This is a genomic window from Rhodobacteraceae bacterium M382, from assembly GCA_025141015.1.
Lineage (GTDB): Bacteria > Pseudomonadota > Alphaproteobacteria > Rhodobacterales > Rhodobacteraceae > Aliisedimentitalea > Aliisedimentitalea scapharcae.
Genome location: CP081098.1, coordinates 3,279,013 through 3,304,249 on the forward strand (window position 1 = coordinate 3,279,013; position 25,237 = coordinate 3,304,249).

Here is a 25,237-nt window from a genome sequence, read left to right on the forward strand (position 1 = left end):
TGTTGAAACCTGAATGCCGCCCGTAGCCGCCGCGCTGCGGGCGCAGTGCTGAAAGGCGCAACCTATGGACATGCCCCGTCTGCCTGCAACCCGTGACCTGGTGCTGATCGGAGGCGGCCACGCGCACGCATTGGTGTTGCGCAAATGGGGCATGAATCCGCTGCCCGGCGCGCGGGTCACGGTGATCAACCCCGGTGCCACGGCCCCCTACTCAGGCATGTTGCCCGGCTTTGTCGCTGGACATTATGACCGCTGGGAGCTGGACATCGACCTGGTGAAACTGGCCCGTTTTGCCGGGGCGCGTGTGGTTCTGGGTGCGGCAACGGGACTGGATCTGGAGGCCCGTGTTGTACATGTGCCGGGACGCCCGCCGATCGGCTTTGACGTGGCTTCGGTCGACATCGGCATCACGTCGGACATGCCCGCCCTGCCCGGCTTTGCAGATCACGCCATTCCGGCCAAGCCGCTCGGCCCCTTTGCCGCCCGCTGGGATCATTATCGCGCAGGCGATACCCCCGCCCATGTGGCCGTGATTGGCGGCGGCGTTGCCGGGGTCGAGCTGATCCTGGCCATGGCACATGCGCTGAAACAACGCCGACGCCTGGCCCAAGCGCATCTGATCGACAATGCCCAGGCGCTGATGGCCATCGGCACCAAGGCGCGAGCCCGACTGATCCAGGCCCTGTCGGAACACGGGGTGACCCTGCATGAGAACGTCGAGATTTCAGGGATCGAAGCCGATGGTATCCGGCTCGCCGACACGCGTCTGATCCGGTCCGATTTCACCACAGGGGCAGCGGGCGCGCGGCCCTATGATTGGGTGTCGGAAACCGGGCTTGCGTTGGAAAACGGTTTCATCTCTGTCGATGCACAGCTGCGCAGCTCGGACTCGGCGGTCTTTGCCACAGGAGATTGCGCGCATCTGACGGCATCGCCCCGCCCCAAGGCCGGGGTTTATGCCGTGCGTCAGGCACCGATCCTGTATCACAACCTATGTGCCACGATGAGCGGTCACAGCCTGCGCCCCTATCGGGCGCAGAAGGATTATCTGAAACTGATTTCGATGGGCGACAAACAGGCGCTGGCAGAACGGTTTGCCGCCACATGGTCCGGGCCCCTGATGTGGACGTGGAAAAACCTCATCGACCAAAGCTTTATGCAGAAGTTCCGTGACCTGCCCAAAATGGAGCAACCCGAATTGCCCCAGCCCCACGCCCAGGACATGCAGGCCGCCCTGGGTGACAAACCCATGTGCGGAGGCTGCGGGGCCAAAATCGGGCAACCCGCGTTACGCGCGGCCCTGGCACCGATGGCTTTGACGTCGCGCAGTGACATTGAAATGCTGCCCGGCGATGATGCCGCCCTGTTGCGCATCGGGTCGGCCCGTCAGGTGATCAGCACGGATCATCTGCGCGCCCTGACGCCGGATCCGGTGATGATGACCCGCATTGCCGCCAATCACGCCTTGGGCGACATCTGGGCGATGGGGGCCACGCCACAGGCCGCTTTGGCCAGCGTGATCCTGCCCCGCCTGTCACCTGCGCTGCAGGAACGGACGCTATCGGAAATCATGACCACAGCGACCGAAACAATGCGTGAGGTCGGTGCCGAAATTGTCGGCGGTCACAGTTCCGTAGGTGATGAAATGACGTTGGGGTTCACCGTCACCGGTCTGTGCGCGCGCGACCCGATCACATTGGCCGGGGCCCGTGCGGGGGATGCGTTGATCCTGACCAAACCCATCGGATCCGGTACGCTCATGGCCGCCGAGATGGCGGGAATTGCCCACGGAGATGACATCGCCGCCGCGCTGGATCTGATGATGATGCCCCAGGGCCAGGCTGCCCAGGTTCTGGCGGCCGCTCATGCCATGACAGATGTGACCGGATTTGGGCTGGCCGGTCACCTGATGGGCATCTGCGACGCGTCTCAGGTCGCAGCCCGTCTCGACCTGTCGACCATTCCCCTGATGAAGGGGGCGGCATCTCTGGCCGAACAGGGGGTTCGCTCGTCGCTTTTCCCCGAAAATCGGGCTGTCCTGCCCAACCTGTCTCAGGGTAATGTCGCCGATTTGCTGTTTGATCCACAAACGGCGGGGGGACTATTGGCGGCGGTCGCGCCGGATCAGGCCACACAGCTGTGCGAGGCGCTGCGTGCCAGCGGCTATCCCGCAGCCGTCATCGGAGAGATGATCGACGGACCAATCGGAATATCGCTGAGCTGAAGGCAGACAGGCCGATGTGCCGGCCTCTGCCCACCCGTCACAGGCGCTCAAGCATCTCGGTAATCCGATCCGCTGCGTCGGACAAACCTGGCTCATCCAGCTGTGCTATCTCGATGCGCCCTGTGACCTGGGCGTCGATGGCCCGGCGTGATTTGTCATAGGCCGGGTCATAATGCTGCTGCATCAGCGCCCGCGTCACCCCCGGTTTGTCGCCCGCATCAATCCGGTCGATCCAACCATCGACCACCGCATGGCCGCGATACGCCCGCAACGGATCCAGCCGCGCCTTGAGCCGCGCCGCGTCAGACAGTATGTCGTCATAGGCCTGGACCAGATAGGCACACCGCGCAGCAATCGGTACCGACAGATCGATCCGGGGTGTGATCTTCATCCGGCTCCACAGGCTGGGCGGAATAATCCGCTGGCCGATCTTGTTGGACTCCGCCTCGATCAACACGGGGCGCGTCGGATCCAACTGACACAAAGCCCCCGCCAGGGCGCTTTCAAACGCTTTTTGGCTGGGTTGCGGTTCGACCATCCCCCCCAACAGCGAGCCCCGATGATGTGCCATCCCTTCGAGATCCAAAACTTGCGCGCCTCGCGCGGCCACCCGCTTGATCAATTCGGTTTTTGCGGTTCCGGTGTAGCCGTCCAGCGCAACAAAGCGATGCGGAAGCGTATCTTTGTACAGATACTGGTTCACCAGCCGCCGATAGGTCTGATACCCCCCCTGCACCACATCCGCCCGCCAGCCGATCTGTTGCAACATCCAGGTGAACGACCCGGACCGCTGCCCACCGCGCCAGCAATAGATCAACGGACGCCAGCCGCCCTCGTGGCCCTGCAATCGGGTTTCAATGTGGTGGGCTGCGTTGCGGAACACTTTGGCTGCGCCGATCTTGCGCGCCAGAAACGGGCTTTGCTGGACATAGATCGTGCCGACCTCGGCCCGTTCTTCGTTGTCCAGAACCGGCAGGTTCATCGCGCCGGGCAAATGGTCTTCGGCGAACTCGGCAGGGCTGCGCACGTCGATAACCGCATCAAAACCATGCGCATACAAATCGGGAAGGGTCGAAAAACTGAGAGCCATGCCCTCCCTCTACCCTGCCTGCGCGGGCAGGAAAAGCACCTGCGGCCTCCCGCCGCTTGCCTTGGCCGCGACAAAGCCTGAAAATAGAAGGTGTAACAGCCATTCCCTGCCGGAGATCCGATGGAAATCTATGCAATGCCCGGACACCTGATCCGCCGACTGAACCAGATTTCGGTGGCGTGTTTCATGGACCGCATGGCCCAGGCCGGGCTGTCGCTGACCCCGGTGCAATATGCCGCTCTTTGCGCAATCCGTGACTATCCGGGAATCGATCAGGCAACGGTTGCGGGATTGGTGGCTTATGACCGCGCCACATTGGGCAAGGTGATCGACCGGCTCCAGAACCGGGACCTGATCCAACGCGATGTGTCGGCCTCGGATCGGCGCGCCCGCGTGCTGACGCTGACCACCGCCGGTCAGGACCTGCTTCGGACGGCCAGCGCGCATGTACAGGCCGCCCAGCCCGATATTTTGGCCGGGCTCAGCGAAGCAGAGCAGGCCCAGATGCTGCACCTGCTGCAAAAGGCCACAAATGCCGGCAATGACAGGAGCCGGGCACCTCAAATCACCCCCGAAGCGGATTAGATCACGAGAGCCCCTCCGGCTCCTCATAGGGTTCAATCAACGCGGGCCCGCTGGCCCGGTTTGAATTGACCTGTGGATTGACGCTATGAAACCGCAAAAGATCTTCGGCCCCTGTGCGCATCAGACGGGCCGCCCCATGCCCCTGCTCGCCCAACCACAGACCCCAGTCCGGTTGTTCGACAATGACCGGCATCCGGTGATGGAGCTGGGAGATATGGGCATTGGCCCCGGTGGTGACGATGGCGCAGGTGGGATGGGGCGTCTCGGTTCCCCAGTTTTGCCAGATCCCGGCAAAGGCAATCGGTGCGCCATCGCGGCGGTGAATATACCACGGCAACCGGGTGCCGGTTTCCGTCTTGGTCCACTCGTAGAATCCGGTTGCCACAATCAGACAGCGCCGGTTGCGGCAGGCATCGCGAAAGGCCGGTTTTTCCGCAATGGTTTCGGCACGGGCGTTGATCAACAACGGCCCGGCGGTTTCCTGCTTGTACCAATGCGGTAGAAACCCCCATCGCATTTGCCCCAACTGTCGCCCGGTTTCTGCGCTGCGCACCACATGCACCTGCGTGGTCGGGCAGACATTGAAGTTGGGCACCTCTGGCAACGCATTGGCGGGTTGCGCCGCAAACAGTTGGGCCATGGCATCATTGGGCAGGGTTACGGCAAATCGTCCACACATGCCCAAACCATACCGATCCGGTCACCGCTGGCCAAGCATTTGGCATTGCACGTTCTGCCCATTTGACCTTTTATGTGCTGCACCCTATGCCCCCGGCTGTTGCGCACGGCAAATCGAACATGCCGTTTTCCTGTATTTATTCACGGACAAGACATGAGCCTAGACTCCACACTTCACGAGGCCCTGACCGCTTTGAATCAGGGCAGATACAAAACCGTGTTGAAAGTGGCCAAATCCGGGATGAAGCGGTACAAATCCCACCCGGCTTTTCCGAATTTCGCCGGGATCGCGTTGTCTTCGCAGGGCAAACATCGCGATGCGGCAGGGTATTTCAAAAAGGCGCTGGGTCTGGACCCCACGTTCCACGATGCGCGGCGCAATCTGGCACAGGCATTGATCTTGTTGCAACAGTCCGACACAGCGTTGACCCTGCTGAATCGCTTGCTCGAAGGGGCTCCCAAGGACCCGGATGGCTGGTATTTGAAGGGTCAGGCGCTGCTGAATTGTGGGCAACCGCGCGCAGCGGCAGATGCCGCGACCCGATCGCTGGAGCTGAACACCCGCCAGCCCCGCGCGCTGAACCTGCGTGGTGTTGCGCGCAACATGTTGGGAGATGAGGCCGAGGCGATCGCCGATTTCCAAACCGCGCTGACGCTGAACCCCAATGATGTCGAAGCCCTGGTGAATATCAGCCTGCCCCTGGCCCGTCAGACCCGCCACGCCGAGGCGCTAGAAGCCGCCGAACGCGCTGTGCACCTGGCCCCAACACATCTGAATGCGCGGTTGCGTCTGGCCATGCAATTGCTCGAATCCGGTGATCAGGATGGGGCCCGCGATCAGTTCCAGACCATTCTCGGGCAGGCCCCCGGACACGCACAGGCCATCGAACAATTGGCAGCCTTGAACGCGGCGGCGGCCAATGCCGATCTGGAACCGATTGCGCGACGTGCGCTCAAAACCGCGCCCCGCCAATCCAGCGATGCGGCACGTCTTCATTTTGCGCTGGCCCGAATGGCGCGGCAGGCAGGCGAGCAAGAGAAATTTGCCAGCCACCTGACCCAGGCCAATGGGGCCTTGGCACATATCATGCCGTTTGACAGCGACGGTGACAGCCAACAGTTCGAAAGTCTCAGGACCCGGTTCAACGCGGGCGCGGATCAGGTCCAGGCCCCTGCCCCCTCCGGGCCCACTCCGATCTATGTGCTGGGGTTGCCGCGTTCGGGGACGACTCTGACCGAAACACTGTTGGGGGCGCATCCGGACGTCTGCCCATTGGGCGAACGGGCAGTGCCTGGCGTGCTGCTTGCGCCTTTCCTGGAAAATGACATTGCATTCGACACCGCTGCCTGCGCGCAATTTGTCGCCCGCGATCAGGAGCGGCTGCCTACTTTGCCAGACGGCATTCGGTTCTATATCGACAAGATGCCGGAAAACTATCGGCTCATCGGCGCTTTGCTGACAGCCTATCCCCACGCGCGCATCGTCCATATGTGCCGCGATCCGCGCGATGTCGCGCTGTCGATGTGGCAGGCTCATTTTTCGGGCAAGGCCCTGTCATATACCTATGATCTGGCTGCCATGGCACATCGGTTCAATCTGTATACCAGGCTGATGGCCCATTGGCACAGCGTCTTTCCAGGTCAGATATTGGATGTGCAATACGAGGATCTCGTTACGGATGTCGACGGTCAAAGCCGTAGACTGGCGGATCACATCGGGTTGAAATGGGTCGCAGACATGGCCCACCCGGAACGCAGCACCGGACCGGTCCTGACGCTCAGCGCCAATCAGGTGCGCCAGCCCGTACACAGCCGGTCGGTGGGCAGCTGGAAACCGTATGAAACAATGCTGACGCCGTTCATCTCGGGCTTGGACCCGAAACTTTGGCCCGGCGTGCAACAGGGCTGAGGCCCGATTTCAGCCCTTGCGCGCCAAAGCGATCTTGGCGTCCATCATCGACATTTCCCGCAGGATATCAGCGCGACGGGTCCGATCATCAGCGTCGCGCAGTTCGCTGCGCAACCGGGCCAATTCGCGTGACAGGATAACAAATTCCGGGACCGCTCCGTTGTCGCGCAGAATGCGGTTGATCACTTCGTTTTCGGGATCCTCGACCTGAGGCAGCGGCTTGCCCGCGCCCGGCAAATCATCAAACGCGCCGTCTTCCTGGGCACGTTTTATCCTGGCATCAATCAGATCAAACAGCGGGTGGCCCATGACCGTTATCTGCCACGAACCAATCCCGCTGAAAACCCAGGCTGATTACTTTTGCACGATCCGCCCATCCAGATAGGGTTGATACGGCATGTGATCAGCCAGATATTCGGCCATAACATCGGCCAGATCCGGGCCAAAGTCATAGGCGTTGCGATCGTCGCCCGCGAACATCTTGTACCCGTCGCCACCATTGCGGACATAATTGTTGGTCACCACCAGATAGGTTCTATCCAGATCAATCGGAGTCGGCCCGTCCCCGTGATCCACCATCACGTCCGACACCCGACCTGCGTTCGCAGGCTGTGACAGATCAAAGGCAAAGCTGAGGCCCGCGACCTGAGGAAAGCGGCCTTTGACCTCTTCAACCTGGCTGACCCCGTTTTCCAGCGCGGCCACCAGCCCGGCACCCGTGATTTCAAAGGTCGACAGCGTGTTCTGAAACGGCAGTACCGTCAGCACTTCGCCCATGGTGACCTCGCCCGGTTCGATGCTCGCCCGCACGCCACCAGAATTGGTAATGGCGATGGTTACCCCCTGATCCCGGACCCGGTCCAGCATGGCGTCAGCCACCAGATTACCCACCTGGCATTCCTGCATCCGACAGATCGAACGATCGCCTTCGACCTTGGACGCGACTTTCCCGATCACCTTGTTGCGGATTTCTTCAAGCGGCTTGGCCATTTCACCGATCCGCGCCACGGTTGCTGCGTCTTCGGTCACGGTCGCGTCCATAATCAGCGGTTCGCCCACAGCGCTGATCACCTGCCCCGCGTCGTCAAAGGTGACGTTCAGTTCGCCCAGAAACCGGCCATAGGCATAGGCCTGGACAATTGGCACATCATTCACAACCGTAGGATACGGTCCTGCCGCGCGGTCCGACACATTGGAGAGCAGCGTGTTGGAATGCCCGCCCACAATGACGTCGATCCCGGTTGTTTCAGCCGCAATTCTCTGGTCCTGGACATAACCCGAATGGCTCAGCACGATGATCTTGGTCACGCCTTGGGCTGTCAGCCGGTCAACTTCGGCCTGCACCGCCGTAACCGGATCGCTGAATGTGATGTTCTTGCCTGGGCTAGCCAGCTCATCCGTGTCCTGCGGGGTCAGGCCGATCAGGCCGATCTTCTCTCCGCCCTTTTCAATCACGGTGGATTTCTGCAATACCCCGGCGAGCTCAGGTTCGGCGCTGACATCGGCATTGGACATCAACACCGGAAAATTCACCGCATCCATGAACCCGCGCAGCACCTTTGGCCCATCGTCGAATTCGTGGTTCCCGACAGTCATCGCGTCATACGCCAGCGCGTTCATCATTTCCGCGGCCAGTTTGCCCTTGTAATACGTATAGAACAGCGATCCCTGAAACTGGTCGCCACCATCGACCAGGATAGAAGTGGTGCTGCGCGCCCGCGCGTCGGCGATTGCCGTGACCAACCGCGCCGAGCCACCGAAACATTTGCCCGCCTCATTGTCGCCGTCGCGACAGCCGCTGTCATATTTGCTGACCGGTTCAAACCGGGAATGAAAGTCATTGGTGTGCAGAATGGTCAATGTGTACTCGGCTGCGGCCATGCCGGCCGAAACCGCCAGAATTGCCGCAGATGTCAGAAAACGCGCGAACATAATTGATCTCCCCGATCGTTGAAGGTTCTTTTTTCTGTATGGTGCGCATCCGACCCGGCCCTGTCAAAGGGAAGGGCGGCCCTGCGGAAGCCATATCAGCGTTCCTTGACGTCAATATAACCTGGCATGCCTCTTGATTCCCGGCCCCTGTCACGGCATCAGGCACATATGCTGATATACAAGATCTTTCGGGCCGACGAATGGGCCACATTGCAACGCGAAGGTGAAACTGCGGGCGCACCGGTCGATCTGGCCGATGGGTTCGTGCATTTTTCCACCGCCTCCCAGACTGCTGAAACCGCCGCCAAACATTTTGCCGGAGCACAAGGTCTGGTTTTGTTGGCCTGCGACGGCAGCGCCATGGGCGAAGATCTGAAATGGGAGGTATCGCGTGGGGGTGCCGAGTTCCCGCATCTCTATCGCACATTGCGTCTAGATGACGTCCTGTGGTGCAAGCCGCTGCCGCTGGTCAATGGAGCGCATCAGTTTCCCGACCAGATGGTCTGACCCACATTGTCCCTGTAACCGGCTGGAGAGCTGACATCATGAAGCTGATCGAACGCATCGGATTGAGCGCCCTGCATAAGATGGACCCGGAAACCGCCCATGGGGTGGCCTTGAAGGTTCTGCAAAAGGGGCTGGCACCGTCGCCTGGTCCGGTGAGCACGCCGCGTCTGCGTACAACGGTGGCCGGTCTTGATCTGCCCAATCCCGTGGGATTGGCCGCCGGGTTCGACAAGAATGCCGAGGCTCTGGTTCCTCTGTCCAACTCAGGGTTCGGCTTCATCGAAGTCGGAGCCGCCACGCCACGTCCACAGCCCGGCAACCCCAAGCCCCGCCTGTTCCGCCTGACCGAAGATCAGGCCGCCATCAACCGCTTTGGTTTCAACAACGAAGGGATGGAGGCGATTGCTGCGCGCCTGGCCCGTCGTCCTGCGAATGCGGTGATCGGCCTGAATTTGGGTGCAAACAAGGACAGCAGCGATCGCGCCAGCGATTTTGCCCGCGTCTTGGCCCATTGTGGCGCGCATCTGGACTTTGCCACGGTCAACGTCTCGTCACCCAACACCGAAAAACTGCGCGACCTACAGGGCAAGGCCGCCCTGTCAGCGTTGTTGAGCGGGGTGATCGACACCCGTGACACACTAGAGCGTCGTGTGCCGGTGTTTCTGAAGATCGCCCCAGATCTGAGCGATGCAGAAATCCGTGACATTGCCGAAGTCGCCCGGGACACCGGCATAGACGCGGTGATTGCCACCAACACCACCCTGTCGCGCGATGGGCTGAAGAGCGTGTTCAAGGACGAAACCGGCGGCCTGTCCGGGGCACCTCTGTTCGAAAAATCGACCCGGGTTCTGGCCCGTCTCAGCCTGCTGTTGGACGGTGACATTCCCATCATCGGCGTCGGCGGCATCGCAACGGCCGAACAGGCCTATGCCAAAATCTGCGCCGGAGCCAGCGCGGTTCAACTGTATACGGCGCTGGTCTATGGTGGCATTTCGCTGGCGTCGGACATTGCCCGGGGCCTGGATCACCTGCTGGCCCGAGACGGGTTTGACACAGTTGCTCAGGCCGTGGGCAGCAAACGGGAGGATTGGCTGTGATCACCTATTGGCACAACCCGCGCTGTTCCAAATCCCGCGCGGGTCTGGCCCTGTTGCAGGACCGTGAGGTCCCCCATCAGGTCCGTTTGTATTTGCAAGACACTCCCTCCGCCGCGGACATACGCGCCGTACAGCAGGCGTTGGGCCTGTCAATGATCCAGATGATGCGCCAAGGCGAGACCGCGTTCAAAGAGCTGGGCCTGAGCGCCGATAGCGACGAGGACACATTGGTTCGCGCTATGGTGGCACACCCGATCCTGATCGAACGCCCCATCGCAATTTCCGGCGCTCGGGCCGTAATCGGTCGCCCCGTCGAGGCCATTGAAACCCTGCTGTAAAACCGGAGTGACCGTCACTCCTGTGGCGGGATCAGAACGAAATTGCCCACATGGGTCTTTTCTAAAAAGACCTGCTGAGCCCGAGCGATGTCAGACAAGGGAAAAGTCTGCGCCACCAGCGGACGAATTTCATCGCGTTCGATATAGGAGATCAGGTTGGGAAACACCGGCGCGTCCCAACCGGTTGTCCCGATCAGGGTCAGGTCCTTGAGATAAAAGACCCGCATGTCCAATTCGACAATCGGGCCACCGATGGCACCCGACGACACATAGGACCCGCCGCGTTTCAACACGGCCAGCATGGCCGCGAATCCGGCCCCGCCAACATTGTCGACAACAACATCCACCGTGCCGGTCCCCAGCTGCTCGACCAGATCCGCGCCGCGATCGACAACCTGGTCAGCCCCGATTTCCCGCACCTGATCCATTTTTGACGTCCCGGCAATTCCGATGACCACAGCGCCACGGCGTTTGGCCAATTGCACAACCGCTGACCCAACCCCACCCGACGCTCCCGCGACCAAAACCCGCATGCCCGCAGAGATACCCGCCCGATGCACCATATTTTCCGCCGTGCCATAAGCACAGGGGATGGTGGCCAGCTCCGCATCGCTCCACCTGCAATCGACCGGAAAGATTTCAGAGGCCGGAACCTTGACGTATTGAGCAAAGGCCCCGTCAAAATCAGACCCCATCCAGATGTTTTCCGGGCTCGAAAACCCATGCGGACGCATACAGGATCGCACCAGAACCCGACGTCCAATCAGCGTTTCATCACCGTCTGACCCGACCTGAACCACCCGTCCACAACAGTCCGTGCCCTGAATGAACGGGAACGGGGTTTCAGCGTTCCACCCCCCATCGGCCTTGTCGCTGGGGGCCTGTTCCTGCGTGTCGGCCGCGTCCTCGGTTCCGGTTGTCACCGTGGCAGAATACCAGCCCAACCGTGTGTTGATTTCGGTGTTGTTCATGCCTGCAGCCAGAACCCGAAGCACCACTTCGCCGGGGCCGGCTGTGGGGCGCGCCACGTCCTTGTACACCAGGCGGTCATAGCCGCCGTTCCCCGTTGTCACGACGGCTTTCATCATCGGGGCATCTCCAACGCGGTCAAACCGATGGCCTGGCTTTGTGGTCATTGCAACCTTCTCCTTGTCTGCCCGACTTATCCCAGAGCGATGGTCCGGATGCAAAACGTCAGACATTTGCATCCAAGGCGTTTGCAATCAGGTTGCCCAGAGACAATTCCCCGGTCAATTTGTGCGCGCTTCGAGCCCGCGATAGCGTAATCCCAAGGTGACACCGCGCGCAACAAAGGAAACCAGCAACGCCAGCCACAATCCGTGATTGGCGAGAACCGGCAACAAAACCGCAGCCGTTGCAAAATAGACAATCGTGCTGATCACCATCATGTTGCGCATGTCCCGGGTCGCAGTCGCACCAATAAAGATCCCGTCCAGCATCCAGGCGGCCCACCCCAAAGGTGGTGCCAGAACCATATAGGGCAAATAGACACGCGCCACGGCGCGGACGTCCTCGGATTTCGCCATCAGGTCAATCATCCATCCGCCAATCAGCAGAAACATCAAGGCCAGGACCACCACAACAACCAGCCCCCAAAAACTGGTCAGCCCGGCGCTGCGGCGCAGCGCATCCCGTCGCCGGGCCCCGATCGCCTGCCCCACCAGGGTTTCGGCCGCAAAGGCAAACCCATCCATCGCATACGCCGTGATCATCAGGAACTGCAACAGCACCTGATTTGCCGCCAGGGTGACGTCGCCAAATCCCGATCCAAAGAACAGAAATGACACAAACATCGCCTCAAGCAAAAGCGACCGGATCAGGATATCTGTATTGACGACGGCCATGTGTCTCAGCCGTGTAGAGTCAAAAACCTGCCCCCAATTGCGCCAGTCCGGCACATGAAACGCCCGTCGGCAAAACCACAACCCCAAGGCAAAACCCGACCATTCAGCCAGAAAGGTCGCAACGGCGACACCGCTCACGCCCCAGTCCAGCCCCAGAACAAACCACAGATCCAGCAGGATGTTCAGCCCGTTCATCCAGACTTGAACAACCAGCACCGCCCGGGTGCGCTCTTGTGCGATCAACCAGCCGGTGATGCCATACAATCCGATGGCCGCCGGGGCCGACCAGACCCGGATGGCCAGATAATCCCGCGCCATGCCTTCGACCTCGGGCGAGGCGGGTGCCATTTGAAACGACACCCAGAACAGGGGCAGCTGAAGCGCGATGACCAGCACACCGCCGGCGGCCCCCAACAACAGCGCCCGGGTCAACAACGCCGACACTTCGGCCTGATCTCCGGCCCCAACAGCCTGGCTGGTCAACCCGACGGTTCCCATCCGCAGAAACCCAAAGATCCAATACAACGCCGACAGGATAATGGCACCGATGCCAACCGCGCCGATGGGTGCCGCAGCGCCGAGTTGCCCCACAACGCCCGTGTCCACCGCGCCCAGAATGGGAACGGTGGCATTGGACAGGACAATCGGAACCGCGATTTTCAACACCCGCCCGTGGCTCAGGGGGCGAATGCTGTCAGTCTGTTTTTGCATCGGGCGGAACTTGGGGCATCAGGAAATGCCCGGTGGCCTGGGCAAACAGCTTGTCCTTGTGATCCTGCCAGGCGGCCACATGCACCGACGCATACCGCCGCCCCGCGCGCGAGATCGTCGCCCGGGCATAGGCATCGCGCGGCAGCCCGGACCGCAGGTAATCAACGGTAAAATCAATGGTCTTGGGCAGGCGCGGCAATTTCCCGCGGGCAATGGCTTCGGGATCAATTCTGCCGGCCTCGATATCGGGCCACAAATGCGACCAGCACAGGGTGATCGAGGCCGTGACTTCGAGAAACGCAGCTGTGACCCCACCATGTATCGCAGGCAGGAACGGATTTCCGATCAGCTTGTCATCAAAATTCAGCTGTGCGGTCAGCTCATCCCCCCTCCGGTCAAACGTGATGTCGAGAAACCGGATATAAGGCACCGCAGTCACCAGCGCGTTCAGCGCGGCATCACGTCGCTGTTTCACTTCCTGCATGGGCTCGGGACGGGCGCGGGTCAAAACCGTTTCTCCACAGTAAAGGCACCCGAAGCTGTTGCCACCGGGCTGTTGGTGTCGCCATCGGTGGCCACAGCCCGGACAAAAGCGACATTTCGGGTTATGTGATGGCAGGTCGCCTTGGTCGTGATCGATTGCCCCGGAGTGGCCGCGCGCATGTAATCAATACGCAGATCAATGGTAGCCGTCCCTCCAGGAGCCGAAGGGTGGCTCATGACTGCGGCACCGCAGCAGGTATCCATCAATGCCGATACGGCCCCACCATGAATGACGCCTGTTTGCGGATCCCCAACCAGTTTCATGTCATAAGGCATGGTGATCGTCGCCGTGCCTTCGGCAATATCTGTCAATTCCATTCCCAATTCCTTGGCATGGGGGATTGCTTCGATAAACTGCTTGGCCAGTTTGACTTTCTCGACCACGAACCTTGCTCCTGCGTCTGAACTCCTCACCTTTTGAGCAGCACCACGCCCAAAGAGCAACCCCACCTGTTGCGCTTGCGCGAACCGCCCCTTAGGTTGCGCCCCAAGGGGAGAGAACGGATGACCGAAACACAATTGTCATTCAAGGAGATGTGTGCCGAGTTCGATGTAACTCCGCGGACGCTCCGGTATTATGAATATATTGAATTACTGCAACCTGACCGTGAAGGCAGATCCAGACATTACGGCCCGCGCGAAGTGGCGCGGATGAAACTGATCATGCGGGGGCGCAAATTCGGGTTCCAACTCGAAGAAATCCGCCAATGGCTGCTGATCTACGAAGAAGACGGCAATACGGCCCAGATGCAGGCTTTTGTAGAAATGGCTGATCGTCAAAAGATCGAGCTGGAAAAACAGCGCGAACAGCTGGACGAAGCCTTGCAGGAACTGGTCAAGCTGCGGGATGCCACCAAGGCCAGCCTGGGCTGACACAACGCACTTCAAAACACCGACTTCTGCACGTCATACGTGCAGAAGCGATTCTTGGCCGGGGTATGAAACCGGCCCGAGTCCCATTTAAAACCACCCCAACACCTGCTGTGCTGGCTGTTATGTCATGTGCACGGACAGGGGAATGGCGCTTGCCGTTGGGTAACAAAGTTTCAATTTTTCACCTTTACGCAATCTGATCTTACGTCAAGCATTTTGTGACGCAGCGTTCGGATTACGTAAACGTCAACTCCATGTTGTAAATGAAGAGCGACCCGCCCAACTGTTGATCACTCATGAACGACCAGAGTTGAGATTATGACCGAAGAAACCATGACCATCCGCGAGATGTGCGATGCCTATGGCGTAACACCGCGCACGTTGCGCTTTTACGAATCCAAAGAATTGTTGTTCCCTGCGCGCGAAGGCCAGAAACGATTGTTCACCAAACGGGACCGGGCCCGGTTGAAGCTGATTTTGCGCGGCAAGCGCTTTGGGTTCAGCCTGGAAGAGATCCGGCAGCTGCTGGACCTGTACCACATGGGGGATCAGCAACATACCCAGCTGGCCCGCACCTATGAAATCGCGCAGGAACGGCTGGCCGATATGGAACAGCAGCGCGAAGAACTGACCGAAGCGATCGAAGACCTCAAGGAACAGCTCAAATGGGGCGAGAAAATGCTTCAATCCATGCTGGCCGACAAAAAGGTCGCCGAATAAGCACCATCGCCCGGTTTCACCGACACAGCCATTCGTCCACTACGGAGACACCCTATGCCCAGTTATTCCGCCCCCACCAAGGATCTGCAGTTCGTGCTGCATGACGTTCTGAACATCACAAACACCGATGTTCCCGGATATTCCGAGCTGGAGCCGGATTTCACGTCCGCCATTCTGGAAGAGGCTGGCAAAATTGCCACCGAAGTGGTGCATCCGCTGAACGTTGTGGGCGACACCGAAGGCTGCGTGCTGGAAAATGGTGTGGTCCGCACCCCGACCGGGTTCAAAGCGGCCTTTGAACAGATGAAGGAAGGCGGCTGGACCGGGTTGGACATGCCGGAACAATACGGTGGCCAGAACATGCCATCAGTGATCGGCACCGCCGTCGGCGAAATGTTCAGCTCTGCCAATCAGGCCTTTGTCATGTACCAGGGCCTGACCCATGGCGCGGCCTCGGCCATACTGGCACATGGCACCGATGATCAAAAGGACACCTACCTGCCCAAGATGGTTGCCTGTGACTGGACCGGCACCATGAACCTGACCGAACCGCATTGCGGCACCGATCTGGGCCTGATGCGGACCAAGGCAGACCCCCAGGGTGATGGCAGTTACAAGGTCACCGGGCAAAAGATCTTTATCTCGTCGGGCGAACACGACATGGCCGACAACATTATCCATCTGGTTCTGGCCAAGATCCCCGGCGGACCCGACGGGATCAAGGGGGTGTCGCTGTTCATCGTGCCCAAATTCATCGTCAACGCCGATGGTACGCTGGGCGCCCGCAATGGTGTGTCCTGTGGCAAGATCGAAGAAAAGATGGGCATCCACGGAAATTCGACCTGTGTGATGAACTATGACGAGGCTACCGGCTGGCTTCTTGGTGAAGAGCACAAAGGCATGCGCGCCATGTTCACCATGATGAACGAAGCGCGTCTGGGTGTCGGCATGCAGGGCCTGGCCCAGGCCGAAGCCGCCTATCAGAACGCGCTGGAATACGCCAAGGACCGCCTGCAGGGCCGCGATGTGACCGGTGTCAAAAACCCCGATGGCCCTGCCGATCCGCTGATCGTGCACCCTGACATTCGCCGCAACCTGATGGACCAGAAAAGCTTTACCGAAGGCGCGCGTGCATTCCTGCTGTGGGGCGCGACCATGATTGACCAGGCCCATCGCAATGGCGACAAGGATGCCGACGGTCTTGTCAGCCTGCTGACTCCGGTGATCAAAGGGTTCCTGACCGATCAGGGCTATGACATGACCGTACAGGCCCAACAGATTTACGGCGGCCACGGCTATATCGAAGAATGGGGCATGTCCCAATACACGCGGGACGCACGGATCGCGATGATTTATGAAGGGGCCAATGGGGTACAGGCACTGGACCTGGTGGGCCGCAAGCTGGCCCAGGATGGCGGCAAGCACGTGATGGCGTTCTTTGAGTTGGTCAAATCCTTTTGCAAGGAAAACGGCGGCCAGGACGACGCCTATGACACGGCATTCATCGAACCGCTCAAATCCGCGTCCAAGGATCTGCAGGCGGCGGGCATGTATTTCATGCAAAACGGCATGAAGAACCCCAATAACGCGCTCTCGGGCTCTTATGACTTCATGCATATGTTCGGTCATGTCTGCCTGGGCCTGATGTGGGCGCGCATGGCCAAGGCCGCAAAATCGGCAATTGACGCTGGGTCTTCTGACGCCGCGTTCTATGAGACGAAGATCACCACCGGACGGTATTACATGGCACGCCAACTCCCGGCCACGGCCCTGCACCTGTCGCGCATTCAAAGCGGCGCGGACACGGTAATGGCATTGGATGCGGCCAATTTCTGATGGTATGGCGGGGGTGAACCCCGCCCTGCCCTTACATTCATATGGTGTTTAAATGCCCAAACGTTTCCGCCTGACCCGCCGCTTTCCGGTCGCAATGACCGAAGACGGTTATCGCAAACTGCGCAAATTCGCACAGGAAGCAGGGCTGGACGAGGGAGAGGCTCTGTCCTTTCTGTTCGAAAATTTCGACAGCGTGACCAACACCGAAAACCTGACCCACCGGTTACGGCTGTTCAACGCCGAGCTGGAAGACAGAAAGCGCTGAACCGCCAGCGCGGCAAGGGAGAGAGATGACCGCCACCGCCTCCAACTGGATGACCGAAGAGCACCAGATGCTCTCAGAGATGACAGCCCAATTCATCAACACCGAATGGGCCCCGAAATTCGAAGACTGGCGCAAGGCCGGGATCATGGACCGCGACACCTGGAACCAGGCCGGCGAACTGGGCCTGCTGTGCCCGTCGATCCCCGAGGATCTGGGCGGTGCAGGTGGTGATTTTGGCCACGAGGCGGTGATCCTGCTCGAAGGCAGCCGGGCCAATCTGGCCAGCTGGGGCAATGGCATCCATTCCGGCATCGTCGCCCATTACATCCACGCCTATGGAACGGACGAACAGAAACAACGCTGGCTGCCCAAAATGGCCACCGGCGAATTGGTCGGCGCGCTGGCGATGACTGAACCCTCGACCGGATCGGACGTTCAGGCAATCAAAACCAAGGCCGTACGTGACGGCAACGCCTATCGCCTCTCGGGTCAAAAGACCTTCATCACCAATGGCCAGCACGCCAACCTGATCCTGGTTGCGGCGAAAACCGATCCCTCGCTAGGGTCCAAAGGCGTGTCTCTGGTTGCTGTGGAAACAGATGGCGCCGAAGGGTTTGCCCGCGGTCGCAACCTGGAAAAGATCGGTCTGCACGCGGCCGACACGTCCGAGCTGTTCTTTGACAATGTCGAAATCGCGCCTGAAAACATTCTGGGCGGCGTCGAAGGTCAGGGCTTTTACCAGATGATGAAGCAGCTGCCCCAGGAACGGCTGATCATCGCCTGTGGTGCCGTCGGTGCCATGGAAGGCGCGGTGGAACGCACCATCGCCTATTGCAAGGAACGCGAAGCTTTTGGTGGTCCGATCACCCAATTTCAGAACACCCGTTTCAAGCTGGCCGAATGCATGACCAAAACCAAGGTCGCCCGCGCTTTCCTGGATGAATGCATAAGCGAACACCTGCGCGGCGAGCTGACCGTGGAAAAGGCGGCCATGGCCAAATACTGGACCACCGACACCCAGGGCGAGGTCCTGGATGAATGCCTGCAACTGCATGGTGGGTATGGTTTCATGATGGAATACGCCGTCGGCGAAATGTGGGCGGATGCCCGCGTGCAGCGGATTTATGGCGGTACCAACGAGATCATGAAGGAGTTGATTGCCCGTGGCATCATGGCGGAGAAATAAGCCGTGATGATGCGACACTTGAAACGGACCAACGCCTCCGGCGGGAGTTTTCTTGCAAGATGAATAAAGAAGCTTCACCCCGCCACCAGCGCTTGCTGCCCAGGGCGCCACGGCACCGGTTGGCGGGGCTTCACCTCGCACGCCAGGTCGCTCTCCAGCTCCGGGCGCGACCAAAGGATGGCGCATTAACCTTAATGATCCGTAAAGGCAGCGCCTTCATCTTGCCCAAGAAACTCCACGGGGGTGTGGGGGTGTGAAACCCCCACGTTCGACACCAAACACAGGGAACGCGACATGACAATCAAACTGCATTGCTTTGGCGAAAGCGGAAATGCCTATAAGGCGGCACTGGCGCTGGAACTCTCGGGCCTGGACTGGGAGCCGGTCTTTGTCGACTTCTTTGCGGGCGAGACCCGGACCCCCGAATACCGTGCTGACGTGAATGAAATGGGCGAAGCCCCGGTTTTGGTGGACGGCGATTTCCGCACCAGCCAATCGGGGTGCATTCAGGCCTATGTTACAGAAAAATCGGGAAAATTCGGCGGAAAAACCCGCGAAGACAATTATGAAATCCTGCGCTGGGTCTTGTGGGACAATCACAAATTCAGCTCGATGGCAGGGCTGACACGCTTTCTGATGAACTTTTTGCCCGAACAGCACCGCGACCCCAATGTGATCGCCTTCAATCAGGGCCGGCTCAAGGCCGCCTATGCCACGCTGAATGCCCATCTGGAGGGGCGCGACTGGATTGTTGGCGATGGGATCACCAATGCCGATCTTAGCTGTTGCGGCTATCTGTATTACCCAGAACCCTTTGGCTTTGACCGTGCCGACTGGCCCCATATCGACGCCTGGCTGACCCGTATCAGCGACCAACCTGGCTGGAAACACCCCTATGACCTGATGCCCGGCAACCCGTCGGACCGTTCCTGAGGAGAGCATCATGACCGAAGCTTATATCTATGACGCCCTGCGTACCCCCCGTGGCAAAGGCCGCAAGGATGGCAGCCTGCACGAGGTGACCAGCCTGCGGTTGTCCGCCCTGACCCTGAACGCGGTCAAGGAGCGCAACAACCTGACCGGCCACGCCGTCGAGGACGTGATCTGGGGCAATGTCACCCAGGTGATGGAACAGGGCGGCTGTCTGGCGCGCTCGGCCGTGCTGGCATCGGATCTGGACGAACGCATTCCGGGTCTGGCGATCAACCGGTTCTGCGCCTCTGGAATGGAAGCTGTGAACCTGGCCGCCAACCAGGTCAAAGGCGGCGCAGGCGATGCCTATATCGCTGGTGGCGTGGAAATGATGGGCCGCGTGGCCATGGGCAGCGACGGCGCGGCAATTGCCGTGGATCCCAGCCTGGCGATGGACAGCTATTTCGTGCCCCAGGGCATTTCGGCCGACATTATCGCCACCGAATATGGCTTTACCCGCGATCAGGCCGATGCGCTGGCGATGGAATCCCAACGCCGCGCCAAAGAGGCCTGGGACGATGGGCGGTTTGACAAATCGGTGATCACCGTGCGCGACCAGAACGGCATCCCAATCCTGGATCGCGATGAATACATGCGCCCCGGCACCGACATGCAGTCGCTGGGCGGGTTGAACCCGGCCTTTCAGATGATGGGCGAACATATGCCCGGCTTCGACAAGATCGCGATGATGAAATACCCGCATCTGGAGCGGATCAATCACATCCACCATGCGGGCAATTCATCCGGCATCGTCGATGGGGCGGCCGCCGTGCTGATCGGCAACAAGGAATTCGGCGAGAAATACGGGTTGAAACCCCGTGCCCGGATCAAGGCGACAGCCAAGATCGGCACCGATCCCACCATCATGCTGACCGGCCCCGTGCCCGTCACAGAAAAGATCCTGGCCGACAATGGCATGAAGATTTCTGATCTCGACCTGTTCGAAGTTAACGAAGCTTTTGCCAGCGTTGTGCTGCGCTTCCAGCAGGCGTTTGATGTGGATCCGGGCAAGGTCAACGTCAACGGCGGCTCGATCGCCATGGGCCACCCGCTGGGCGCGACCGGCGCGATCATTATCGGCACCCTGCTGGACGAGCTGGAGCGTCAGGACAAGGAAACCGGTCTCGCCACCCTGTGCATCGCATCGGGTATGGGTGCCGCCACAATCATCGAGCGCGTCTGATGCCAAAACTCGACCTTTCCCAAATCCCGTTCAAGGGCGGATCAAGCTATCCCGGCAAACTGGCGCAGGCCACCGCCGGGCGGTTTGTGCAGCGCCTGGGCGACGCGGGCGGGTTGACCCAATATGGGGTCAACATGGTGCGGCTGGAACCCGGTGGCCTATCGTCACTGCGCCACTATCACATGGCGCAGGACGAATTCGCGCTGATGATCGACGGGGAGCTGACCCTGATCGACGATGATGGCGAACACGTCATGCGGGCGGGAGATTGCGCCAGCTGGCCTGCCGGTGAGGCCAACGGGCATCATCTTGTGAACCGCACCGATACCCCCGCCACATTCCTGGTGGTGGGCACCCACACCCCGACCGAGACCGCATATTACAGCGATATCGACATGATGGTGAAGGATGACGCCAACGGCTTCAGCTTTACCCGCAAGGATGGCAGCCCGTTGACGGCTGACCAGATCGGAGACGACAATGACTGATTTCACATTGACCACCGACGCAGACGGCGTCGCATTCATCACCTGGGACGCCCAGGGCAAATCCATGAACGTCATGACCCGCGAGGCGTTTGAACTGGTCAGCGATCTGGTCGATCAGGCGCTGAATGACGACGCGGTCAAAGGCATCGTGATCACCAGCGGCAAGGAAGGATCCTTTGCCGGCGGTATGGACCTGAACACGTTGGCCACGATCCGCCAGGAAGCGGGCGACGCCCCTGCCGAGGCGCTGTTCAACTTTGTCATGAGCGGCCATCACATCCTGCGCAAGCTGGAGCTGGCAGGCATGGACCCCAAGACCAAAAAGGGCGGCAAACCCGTGGCCTGCGCCATCAACGGCACCTGCGCCGGGATCGGCACGGAAATTGCGCTGGCCTGTCACCACCGGGTGATGACCGACAATGCCAAGGCCAAAATCGGCCTGCCGGAAATCCTGCTGGGCATCTTCCCCGGTGGTGGTGGAACAATCCGCTATTCCAAGATGGTCGGAGCCATGGCCGCCGCACCTGTCTTGCTCGAAGGCAAGATGATGGACCCGAAAAAGGCCAAGGGCGCGCAGCTGGTCGATGCCGTATCTGACGATCCGGTCGCCGCAGCCAAGGAATGGGTGCTGAACGCCAAGGAAGCCGATCTGGTGAAACCCTGGGACGCCAAGGGGTATAAAATGCCCGGCGGTGCGCCTTATCACCCTGCTGGCTTCATGACATTCGTTGGCGCGTCCGCGATGATCAATGGCAAGACCCAGGGCGCATTTCCAGCAGCCAAGGCGCTGCTGAGCGCCATCTATGAGGGCGCATTGGTTGATTTCGACACCGCCCTGCGCATCGAGGCACGTCATTTCACCTCGATCCTGATGAACCCATCGTCCTCGGCGATGATCCGGTCGCTGTTCCTGAACAAGGAAGCATTGGAAAAAGGCGCGGTACGCCCCAAGGATGTGCCTGATCAACGGGTCAAAAAGGTCGGCGTTCTGGGTGCGGGCATGATGGGCGCGGGCATTGCGCTGGTCAGTGCACAGGCCGGGATGGAGGTCGTACTGATCGACCGAGATCAGGCCGCGGCCGACAAGGGCAAGGCCTATTCCGAAACCTACATGGACAAGGGCATCAAACGCGGCAAAGCCACGGCTGAAAAGAAAGAGGCCCTGTTGGGTCGCATCACCGCCACCCCCGATCTGGACGCGCTCAAAGGCTGTGATCTGATCATCGAAGCGGTGTTCGAAGACCCCGGTGTCAAAGCCGAGATGACCAAAAAGGTCGAAGCGATCATCCCCGAGGATTGCATCTTTGCCTCCAACACCTCGACCCTGCCGATCACCGATCTGGCCAAGGCGAGCGTGCGCCCCGAGCAGTTCATCGGCATCCACTTCTTTTCGCCCGTCGAAAAGATGCTGCTGGTCGAGATCATCAAAGGGGCCGAAACCGGGGATCGGGCCGTGGCCAAGGCGTTGGATTACGTGCGCCAGATCCGCAAGACGCCCATCGTGGTCAATGATGCGCGGTTCTTCTACGCCAACCGCTGTATCATCCCCTATATCAACGAAGGCCTGCGGATGCTGACCGAAGGCGTGGCTCCGGCGATGATTGACAACGCGGCGCGTCAGCTGGGCTTCCCTGTGGGACCGATCCAGCTGAACGACGAAACCTCCATTGATCTGGGGGCCAAGATTGCGCGGGCGACCAAGGCGGCGATGGGCAACGCCTATCCCGACAGCCCCGGCGACGATCTGATCTTCTGGATGGAAGAGCTGGGCCGCATGGGCCGCAAGGCCAACGCCGGGTTCTTTGACTATGACGACAAAGGCAAGCGCACCCAATACTGGAAGGGTCTGCACGACAAATACCCGCTGGCAGAAACCCAGCCGTCGTTGCAAGAGGTTCAGGACCGTCTGATGTTTGCCCAGGTTCTGGAGGCCGTTCGGGCGCTGGAAGAAGGCGTGCTGATGGATATCCGTGAAGGCGACGTAGGGGCCATCCTGGCCTGGGGCTTTGCACCATGGTCCGGTGGCCCGCTCAGCTGGCTGGACATTCTGGGCACGCCCTATGCGGCAGAACGCTGTGATCAGCTGACCGAGGCATATGGCGCGCGGTTCACCTGTCCGCCGCTTCTGCGCGAAATGGCCACCAAAGGCCAATCCTTCTATGGGCGTTTTGATCCCGAGGCGGCCGCGGCCTGATCAGGGCATCTGCCAACACCGGAACACCCCCGAAGCTGTGCTTCTGACGTCTTCTGTGGGTGGGACACGCCAAGACCAAAACCCTGTTGCGCCAGTCGCGGCAGGGTTTTGGTTTTGAATGGACAAAAAAATGAGTGAACCTGATATCTGCGCATCTGTTTTCCAACAATGCGCCCAACTCAGTCGGTCACCGGATTGATATTCGCAAAGAAGCGGACAGCCCGATTTCAGATACTCTGAAGACATCCTGCCAAAGAGAGTGACCCTCGACACGCTTGATGCGCCAAGCTGTTCGGTGTTGAACATAAAACATGGCTGCGCCCGATATGGTGGCGGCCATTTCCCGATCCTCGTCGCCGACCATGAAGTGTGCGATTTTTTGCCCTACCGCGCGAAAGGCGTTGCCGTGCTTTACAGCGCTTTGTCATTTTTCCCGGCATCTCGCGTCAAAAAGGGTGCACCATCGGTCGTCCGGGGCGGCTTTTCTGCACGGCGCTGATCTCTTCGGCGTGCCACCCAAGAGGCGTGGCCTCGGGACCGCTGGCCATCTGTTGGATCAGCGTGCGGGCTTCCTGCAAGGACAGAACCTGATAGGTGTGCGCATCGTCTTCGGCCCCTGCGTCCAGCAATTCGCGTGCACAGGGGCAATAGGCCAGCATGCCGCCTTCGGCATACACCACTTCGTCCTGCGCAAAGGCCAAGGTCGTCAATGTCAGCTCCGTGTGCGGATCGGCGGGCTCAATCCCACGATACCCATCCAAAGCCCGCGCCGGAACAATCGCATAAGGGTCCCCCAACGCGTCTACGACCAGATCGGATTCGATAAAAACACCCTGATCCGGCATGATCGACATGGCGCGCCGGTTCAAGAGCGCCCCTTCGGGTACCATCATGGGCCAGCGGCTTCGCGGCATGCCTTCGGCGGGTCTGGTCAAGGTTTCCCGTTGGATTTCAACGATCGTACGCATCCCATTGTCAAACGTCAGCACCTTGTCACCCACGCATAATGCATCGACACGACGCCAGCCCAGATTCGAAACAACATGTGTACCGCACAGAAACCCATCCTGCCCGGTGATCATCATGCCCATTGGTCCGGCCGCCCATGCAGGATCAGGCAACTGGACTTTGGGGGCTGTGAACCATTTGAACATCGACTCTCCAACAGTTGGCGCGCACTCAGAGCGAGGCACAGGCAGACTTTCGTGGTTAACGCTGTCTGATCTGTCTGCCGTGGATAAGTCGAAATTGTGGCTGATCCACGCCATTGCCCTGTCATTGGCAACAGAGGCGCATGGCTAAATCTGATTGACGACAAAGCAGCGACAATCAGGGGCGCGACGCACCGATCCTAAAAACGATACCCGAATCGAGCGATGTCTTCGGCACAGCTCTCTGCGATGGCCTGGCGCGACTTTGCCGAATAATACCCGCGATAATCCTGTTCGCGCTGGGACGCATTCACACGCGGCAGATCAAAAGTGAAACCCAAATGATCAAACAACGGGGCGGCATCTGCAGCGAAATGCTCCAGCCGTATGTAACAGGCGCATTGTTCACTCCCGTCGCCATGCTGCATGAATGCACGCGCGGGCGTCTTGCGAAAGCCCTGCGTTGTCTGAGGATGCGAAGCGAATGCGTCGAAATCGAGAGCGCGGGCGAGATCAACGGCCGCGTGCTGAAAGCTTTGGACGCGCAGCCAGTGGTAATAGCTGACGCAGCGATCCCACGGGTTACGCACCAAGGTAAAGGCAAACAGGGACCGCAACACGTCATCCGGGACCAGCCCCTGTATGTCGGACAGGGTCGAATGTTTCCACAAACGGCCCGCGGTTGGCGCATCCCGTACGCGGCGACGGCGGTTTCGGGCCTTTGGCGTATCCCCCAGCATGATGTCATCGGATTTGGCCCGCGCTTCCAATGCAAGGGCAAGCGCCGTTCCGCCGGTTTTGGGCATATGAACAAAGACGTAGGATCGGCCAGTAGAAAGGATCATGCCGAACCGTACCCGAGCGGCGCGCGATGCGAAATGGCGGAATCG

At 59.8% G+C, this 25,237-nt stretch carries 25 protein-coding genes; 15 read left to right on the top strand and 10 right to left on the bottom strand.

Annotated features, from left to right (window positions below):
• The first annotated feature begins 64 nt into the window (after window positions 1-64).
• Window positions 65-2,224: a selenide, water dikinase SelD gene (gene selD / locus K3727_15250; protein ID UWQ90137.1), complete on the top strand. Its 2,160-nt coding sequence runs from the start codon at window positions 65-67 to the stop codon at window positions 2,222-2,224.
• 37 nt (window positions 2,225-2,261) lie between these two features.
• Here the strand turns inward: selD and mnmH are convergent, their stop codons facing one another.
• Window positions 2,262-3,314: a tRNA 2-selenouridine(34) synthase MnmH gene (gene mnmH, locus K3727_15255; protein UWQ90138.1), complete on the bottom strand. Its 1,053-nt coding sequence runs from the start codon at window positions 3,312-3,314 to the stop codon at window positions 2,262-2,264.
• Window positions 3,315-3,434: 120 nt separating this feature from the next.
• On the opposite strand from mnmH, the gene K3727_15260 reads away from it, so the two are divergent.
• Window positions 3,435-3,899: a MarR family winged helix-turn-helix transcriptional regulator gene (locus K3727_15260; protein ID UWQ90139.1), complete on the top strand. Its 465-nt coding sequence runs from the start codon at window positions 3,435-3,437 to the stop codon at window positions 3,897-3,899.
• Between the two features lies 1 nt (window position 3,900).
• Here the strand turns inward: K3727_15260 and K3727_15265 are convergent, their stop codons facing one another.
• Window positions 3,901-4,578: an SOS response-associated peptidase gene (locus tag K3727_15265; GenBank protein ID UWQ90140.1), complete on the bottom strand. Its 678-nt coding sequence runs from the start codon at window positions 4,576-4,578 to the stop codon at window positions 3,901-3,903.
• 153 nt (window positions 4,579-4,731) lie between these two features.
• Between K3727_15265 and K3727_15270 the strand changes: the two genes are divergently transcribed.
• The gene (locus tag K3727_15270) at window positions 4,732-6,486 is read left to right on the top strand and encodes a sulfotransferase (GenBank protein UWQ90141.1); all 1,755 of its coding nucleotides are present in this window, start codon (window positions 4,732-4,734) and stop codon (window positions 6,484-6,486) included.
• Window positions 6,487-6,495: 9 nt separating this feature from the next.
• Here the strand turns inward: K3727_15270 and K3727_15275 are convergent, their stop codons facing one another.
• Window positions 6,496-6,795: a DUF1992 domain-containing protein gene (locus K3727_15275; protein ID UWQ90142.1), complete on the bottom strand. Its 300-nt coding sequence runs from the start codon at window positions 6,793-6,795 to the stop codon at window positions 6,496-6,498.
• Window positions 6,796-6,840: 45 nt separating this feature from the next.
• Complete coding sequence (locus K3727_15280) at window positions 6,841-8,418, bottom strand: 5'-nucleotidase/apyrase family protein (protein ID UWQ90143.1); 1,578 nt, start codon at window positions 8,416-8,418, stop codon at window positions 6,841-6,843.
• A 168-nt stretch (window positions 8,419-8,586) separates the two neighbouring features.
• On the opposite strand from K3727_15280, the gene K3727_15285 reads away from it, so the two are divergent.
• Genes K3727_15285 through arsC form a run of 3 tightly spaced genes read left to right on the top strand, consistent with a single transcriptional unit; the run spans window position 8,587 to window position 10,360 of the window.
• Window positions 8,587-8,925 (top strand): DUF952 domain-containing protein, encoded by a 339-nt coding sequence (locus K3727_15285; GenBank protein UWQ90144.1) that lies wholly within the window; start codon window positions 8,587-8,589, stop codon window positions 8,923-8,925.
• A gap of 38 nt (window positions 8,926-8,963) precedes the next feature.
• Window positions 8,964-10,022 (top strand): quinone-dependent dihydroorotate dehydrogenase, encoded by a 1,059-nt coding sequence (locus K3727_15290; GenBank protein UWQ90145.1) that lies wholly within the window; start codon window positions 8,964-8,966, stop codon window positions 10,020-10,022.
• Window positions 10,019-10,360 (top strand): arsenate reductase (glutaredoxin), encoded by a 342-nt coding sequence (gene arsC, locus K3727_15295; GenBank protein ID UWQ90146.1) that lies wholly within the window; start codon window positions 10,019-10,021, stop codon window positions 10,358-10,360. The genes K3727_15290 and arsC overlap by 4 nt, the downstream gene beginning before the upstream one ends.
• A gap of 14 nt (window positions 10,361-10,374) precedes the next feature.
• Here the strand turns inward: arsC and K3727_15300 are convergent, their stop codons facing one another.
• The 4 genes from K3727_15300 to K3727_15315 form a co-directional block, all read right to left on the bottom strand.
• Window positions 10,375-11,445 (bottom strand): zinc-binding dehydrogenase, encoded by a 1,071-nt coding sequence (locus K3727_15300; protein ID UWQ93404.1) that lies wholly within the window; start codon window positions 11,443-11,445, stop codon window positions 10,375-10,377.
• Between the two features lie 165 nt (window positions 11,446-11,610).
• Window positions 11,611-12,936: an MATE family efflux transporter gene (locus K3727_15305; protein UWQ90147.1), complete on the bottom strand. Its 1,326-nt coding sequence runs from the start codon at window positions 12,934-12,936 to the stop codon at window positions 11,611-11,613.
• Complete coding sequence (locus tag K3727_15310) at window positions 12,920-13,444, bottom strand: PaaI family thioesterase (protein UWQ90148.1); 525 nt, start codon at window positions 13,442-13,444, stop codon at window positions 12,920-12,922. The genes K3727_15305 and K3727_15310 overlap by 17 nt, the downstream gene beginning before the upstream one ends.
• Window positions 13,441-13,863: a PaaI family thioesterase gene (locus K3727_15315; GenBank protein ID UWQ90149.1), complete on the bottom strand. Its 423-nt coding sequence runs from the start codon at window positions 13,861-13,863 to the stop codon at window positions 13,441-13,443. Before K3727_15315 ends, K3727_15310 begins: the two co-directional genes overlap by 4 nt.
• A 120-nt stretch (window positions 13,864-13,983) precedes the next feature.
• Between K3727_15315 and K3727_15320 the strand changes: the two genes are divergently transcribed.
• The 9 genes from K3727_15320 (at window position 13,984) to K3727_15360 (ending at window position 23,196) form a co-directional block, all read left to right on the top strand.
• On the top strand, window positions 13,984-14,352 hold the full coding sequence (locus tag K3727_15320; protein ID UWQ90150.1) for a MerR family DNA-binding transcriptional regulator: 369 nt from the start codon (window positions 13,984-13,986) through the stop codon (window positions 14,350-14,352).
• 318 nt (window positions 14,353-14,670) lie between these two features.
• The gene (locus K3727_15325) at window positions 14,671-15,072 is read left to right on the top strand and encodes a MerR family DNA-binding transcriptional regulator (GenBank protein ID UWQ90151.1); all 402 of its coding nucleotides are present in this window, start codon (window positions 14,671-14,673) and stop codon (window positions 15,070-15,072) included.
• A 54-nt stretch (window positions 15,073-15,126) separates the two neighbouring features.
• Window positions 15,127-16,908: an acyl-CoA dehydrogenase C-terminal domain-containing protein gene (locus K3727_15330; GenBank protein UWQ90152.1), complete on the top strand. Its 1,782-nt coding sequence runs from the start codon at window positions 15,127-15,129 to the stop codon at window positions 16,906-16,908.
• Window positions 16,909-16,960: 52 nt separating this feature from the next.
• Window positions 16,961-17,173 (top strand): hypothetical protein, encoded by a 213-nt coding sequence (locus K3727_15335; protein ID UWQ90153.1) that lies wholly within the window; start codon window positions 16,961-16,963, stop codon window positions 17,171-17,173.
• A 25-nt stretch (window positions 17,174-17,198) separates the two neighbouring features.
• Complete coding sequence (locus K3727_15340; GenBank protein ID UWQ90154.1) at window positions 17,199-18,359, top strand: acyl-CoA dehydrogenase family protein; 1,161 nt, start codon at window positions 17,199-17,201, stop codon at window positions 18,357-18,359.
• Between the two features lie 294 nt (window positions 18,360-18,653).
• Window positions 18,654-19,292, top strand: coding sequence for a glutathione S-transferase (locus tag K3727_15345; protein ID UWQ90155.1), 639 nt, complete (start codon window positions 18,654-18,656; stop codon window positions 19,290-19,292).
• A gap of 10 nt (window positions 19,293-19,302) precedes the next feature.
• The gene (locus K3727_15350) at window positions 19,303-20,514 is read left to right on the top strand and encodes an acetyl-CoA C-acetyltransferase (GenBank protein ID UWQ90156.1); all 1,212 of its coding nucleotides are present in this window, start codon (window positions 19,303-19,305) and stop codon (window positions 20,512-20,514) included.
• The gene (locus K3727_15355) at window positions 20,514-21,002 is read left to right on the top strand and encodes a cupin domain-containing protein (protein UWQ90157.1); all 489 of its coding nucleotides are present in this window, start codon (window positions 20,514-20,516) and stop codon (window positions 21,000-21,002) included. Before K3727_15350 ends, K3727_15355 begins: the two co-directional genes overlap by 1 nt.
• The gene (locus K3727_15360) at window positions 20,995-23,196 is read left to right on the top strand and encodes an enoyl-CoA hydratase/isomerase family protein (GenBank protein ID UWQ90158.1); all 2,202 of its coding nucleotides are present in this window, start codon (window positions 20,995-20,997) and stop codon (window positions 23,194-23,196) included. Before K3727_15355 ends, K3727_15360 begins: the two co-directional genes overlap by 8 nt.
• A gap of 446 nt (window positions 23,197-23,642) precedes the next feature.
• Here K3727_15360 and K3727_15365 read toward each other — a convergent pair whose 3' ends face one another.
• Both K3727_15365 and K3727_15370 read right to left on the bottom strand, forming a co-directional pair.
• Entirely contained in the window at window positions 23,643-24,350 is a 708-nt protein-coding gene (locus K3727_15365) for a Hint domain-containing protein (GenBank protein UWQ90159.1), read from the bottom strand.
• Window positions 24,351-24,547: 197 nt separating this feature from the next.
• Window positions 24,548-25,192, bottom strand: a complete 645-nt coding sequence (locus K3727_15370; protein ID UWQ90160.1) for a sulfotransferase family protein — start codon at window positions 25,190-25,192, stop codon at window positions 24,548-24,550.
• Between the last annotated feature and the right edge of the window lie 45 nt (window positions 25,193-25,237).

Bases quoted from the DNA above. Each gene is read 5' to 3' on its own strand.
- K3727_15325 (UWQ90151.1), top strand. From the start codon at position 14,671: ATGACCGAAGAAACCATGACCATCCGCGAGATGTGCGATGCCTATGGC.
- K3727_15280 (UWQ90143.1), bottom strand. From the start codon at position 8,418: ATGTTCGCGCGTTTTCTGACATCTGCGGCAATTCTGGCGGTTTCGGCC.
- K3727_15345 (UWQ90155.1), top strand. From the start codon at position 18,654: ATGACAATCAAACTGCATTGCTTTGGCGAAAGCGGAAATGCCTATAAG.
- K3727_15335 (UWQ90153.1), top strand. From the start codon at position 16,961: ATGCCCAAACGTTTCCGCCTGACCCGCCGCTTTCCGGTCGCAATGACC.
- K3727_15275 (UWQ90142.1), bottom strand. From the start codon at position 6,795: ATGGGCCACCCGCTGTTTGATCTGATTGATGCCAGGATAAAACGTGCC.
- K3727_15265 (UWQ90140.1), bottom strand. From the start codon at position 4,578: ATGTGTGGACGATTTGCCGTAACCCTGCCCAATGATGCCATGGCCCAA.
- K3727_15360 (UWQ90158.1), top strand. From the start codon at position 20,995: ATGACTGATTTCACATTGACCACCGACGCAGACGGCGTCGCATTCATC.
- K3727_15300 (UWQ93404.1), bottom strand. From the start codon at position 11,445: ATGAAAGCCGTCGTGACAACGGGGAACGGCGGCTATGACCGCCTGGTG.
- K3727_15305 (UWQ90147.1), bottom strand. From the start codon at position 12,936: ATGCAAAAACAGACTGACAGCATTCGCCCCCTGAGCCACGGGCGGGTG.
- mnmH (UWQ90138.1), bottom strand. From the start codon at position 3,314: ATGGCTCTCAGTTTTTCGACCCTTCCCGATTTGTATGCGCATGGTTTT.
- K3727_15270 (UWQ90141.1), top strand. From the start codon at position 4,732: ATGAGCCTAGACTCCACACTTCACGAGGCCCTGACCGCTTTGAATCAG.
- K3727_15285 (UWQ90144.1), top strand. From the start codon at position 8,587: ATGCTGATATACAAGATCTTTCGGGCCGACGAATGGGCCACATTGCAA.
- K3727_15290 (UWQ90145.1), top strand. From the start codon at position 8,964: ATGAAGCTGATCGAACGCATCGGATTGAGCGCCCTGCATAAGATGGAC.
- K3727_15320 (UWQ90150.1), top strand. From the start codon at position 13,984: ATGACCGAAACACAATTGTCATTCAAGGAGATGTGTGCCGAGTTCGAT.
- K3727_15260 (UWQ90139.1), top strand. From the start codon at position 3,435: ATGGAAATCTATGCAATGCCCGGACACCTGATCCGCCGACTGAACCAG.
- selD (UWQ90137.1), top strand. From the start codon at position 65: ATGGACATGCCCCGTCTGCCTGCAACCCGTGACCTGGTGCTGATCGGA.
- K3727_15350 (UWQ90156.1), top strand. From the start codon at position 19,303: ATGACCGAAGCTTATATCTATGACGCCCTGCGTACCCCCCGTGGCAAA.
- K3727_15330 (UWQ90152.1), top strand. From the start codon at position 15,127: ATGCCCAGTTATTCCGCCCCCACCAAGGATCTGCAGTTCGTGCTGCAT.
- K3727_15340 (UWQ90154.1), top strand. From the start codon at position 17,199: ATGACCGCCACCGCCTCCAACTGGATGACCGAAGAGCACCAGATGCTC.
- K3727_15365 (UWQ90159.1), bottom strand. From the start codon at position 24,350: ATGTTCAAATGGTTCACAGCCCCCAAAGTCCAGTTGCCTGATCCTGCA.
- K3727_15355 (UWQ90157.1), top strand. From the start codon at position 20,514: ATGCCAAAACTCGACCTTTCCCAAATCCCGTTCAAGGGCGGATCAAGC.
- K3727_15370 (UWQ90160.1), bottom strand. From the start codon at position 25,192: ATGATCCTTTCTACTGGCCGATCCTACGTCTTTGTTCATATGCCCAAA.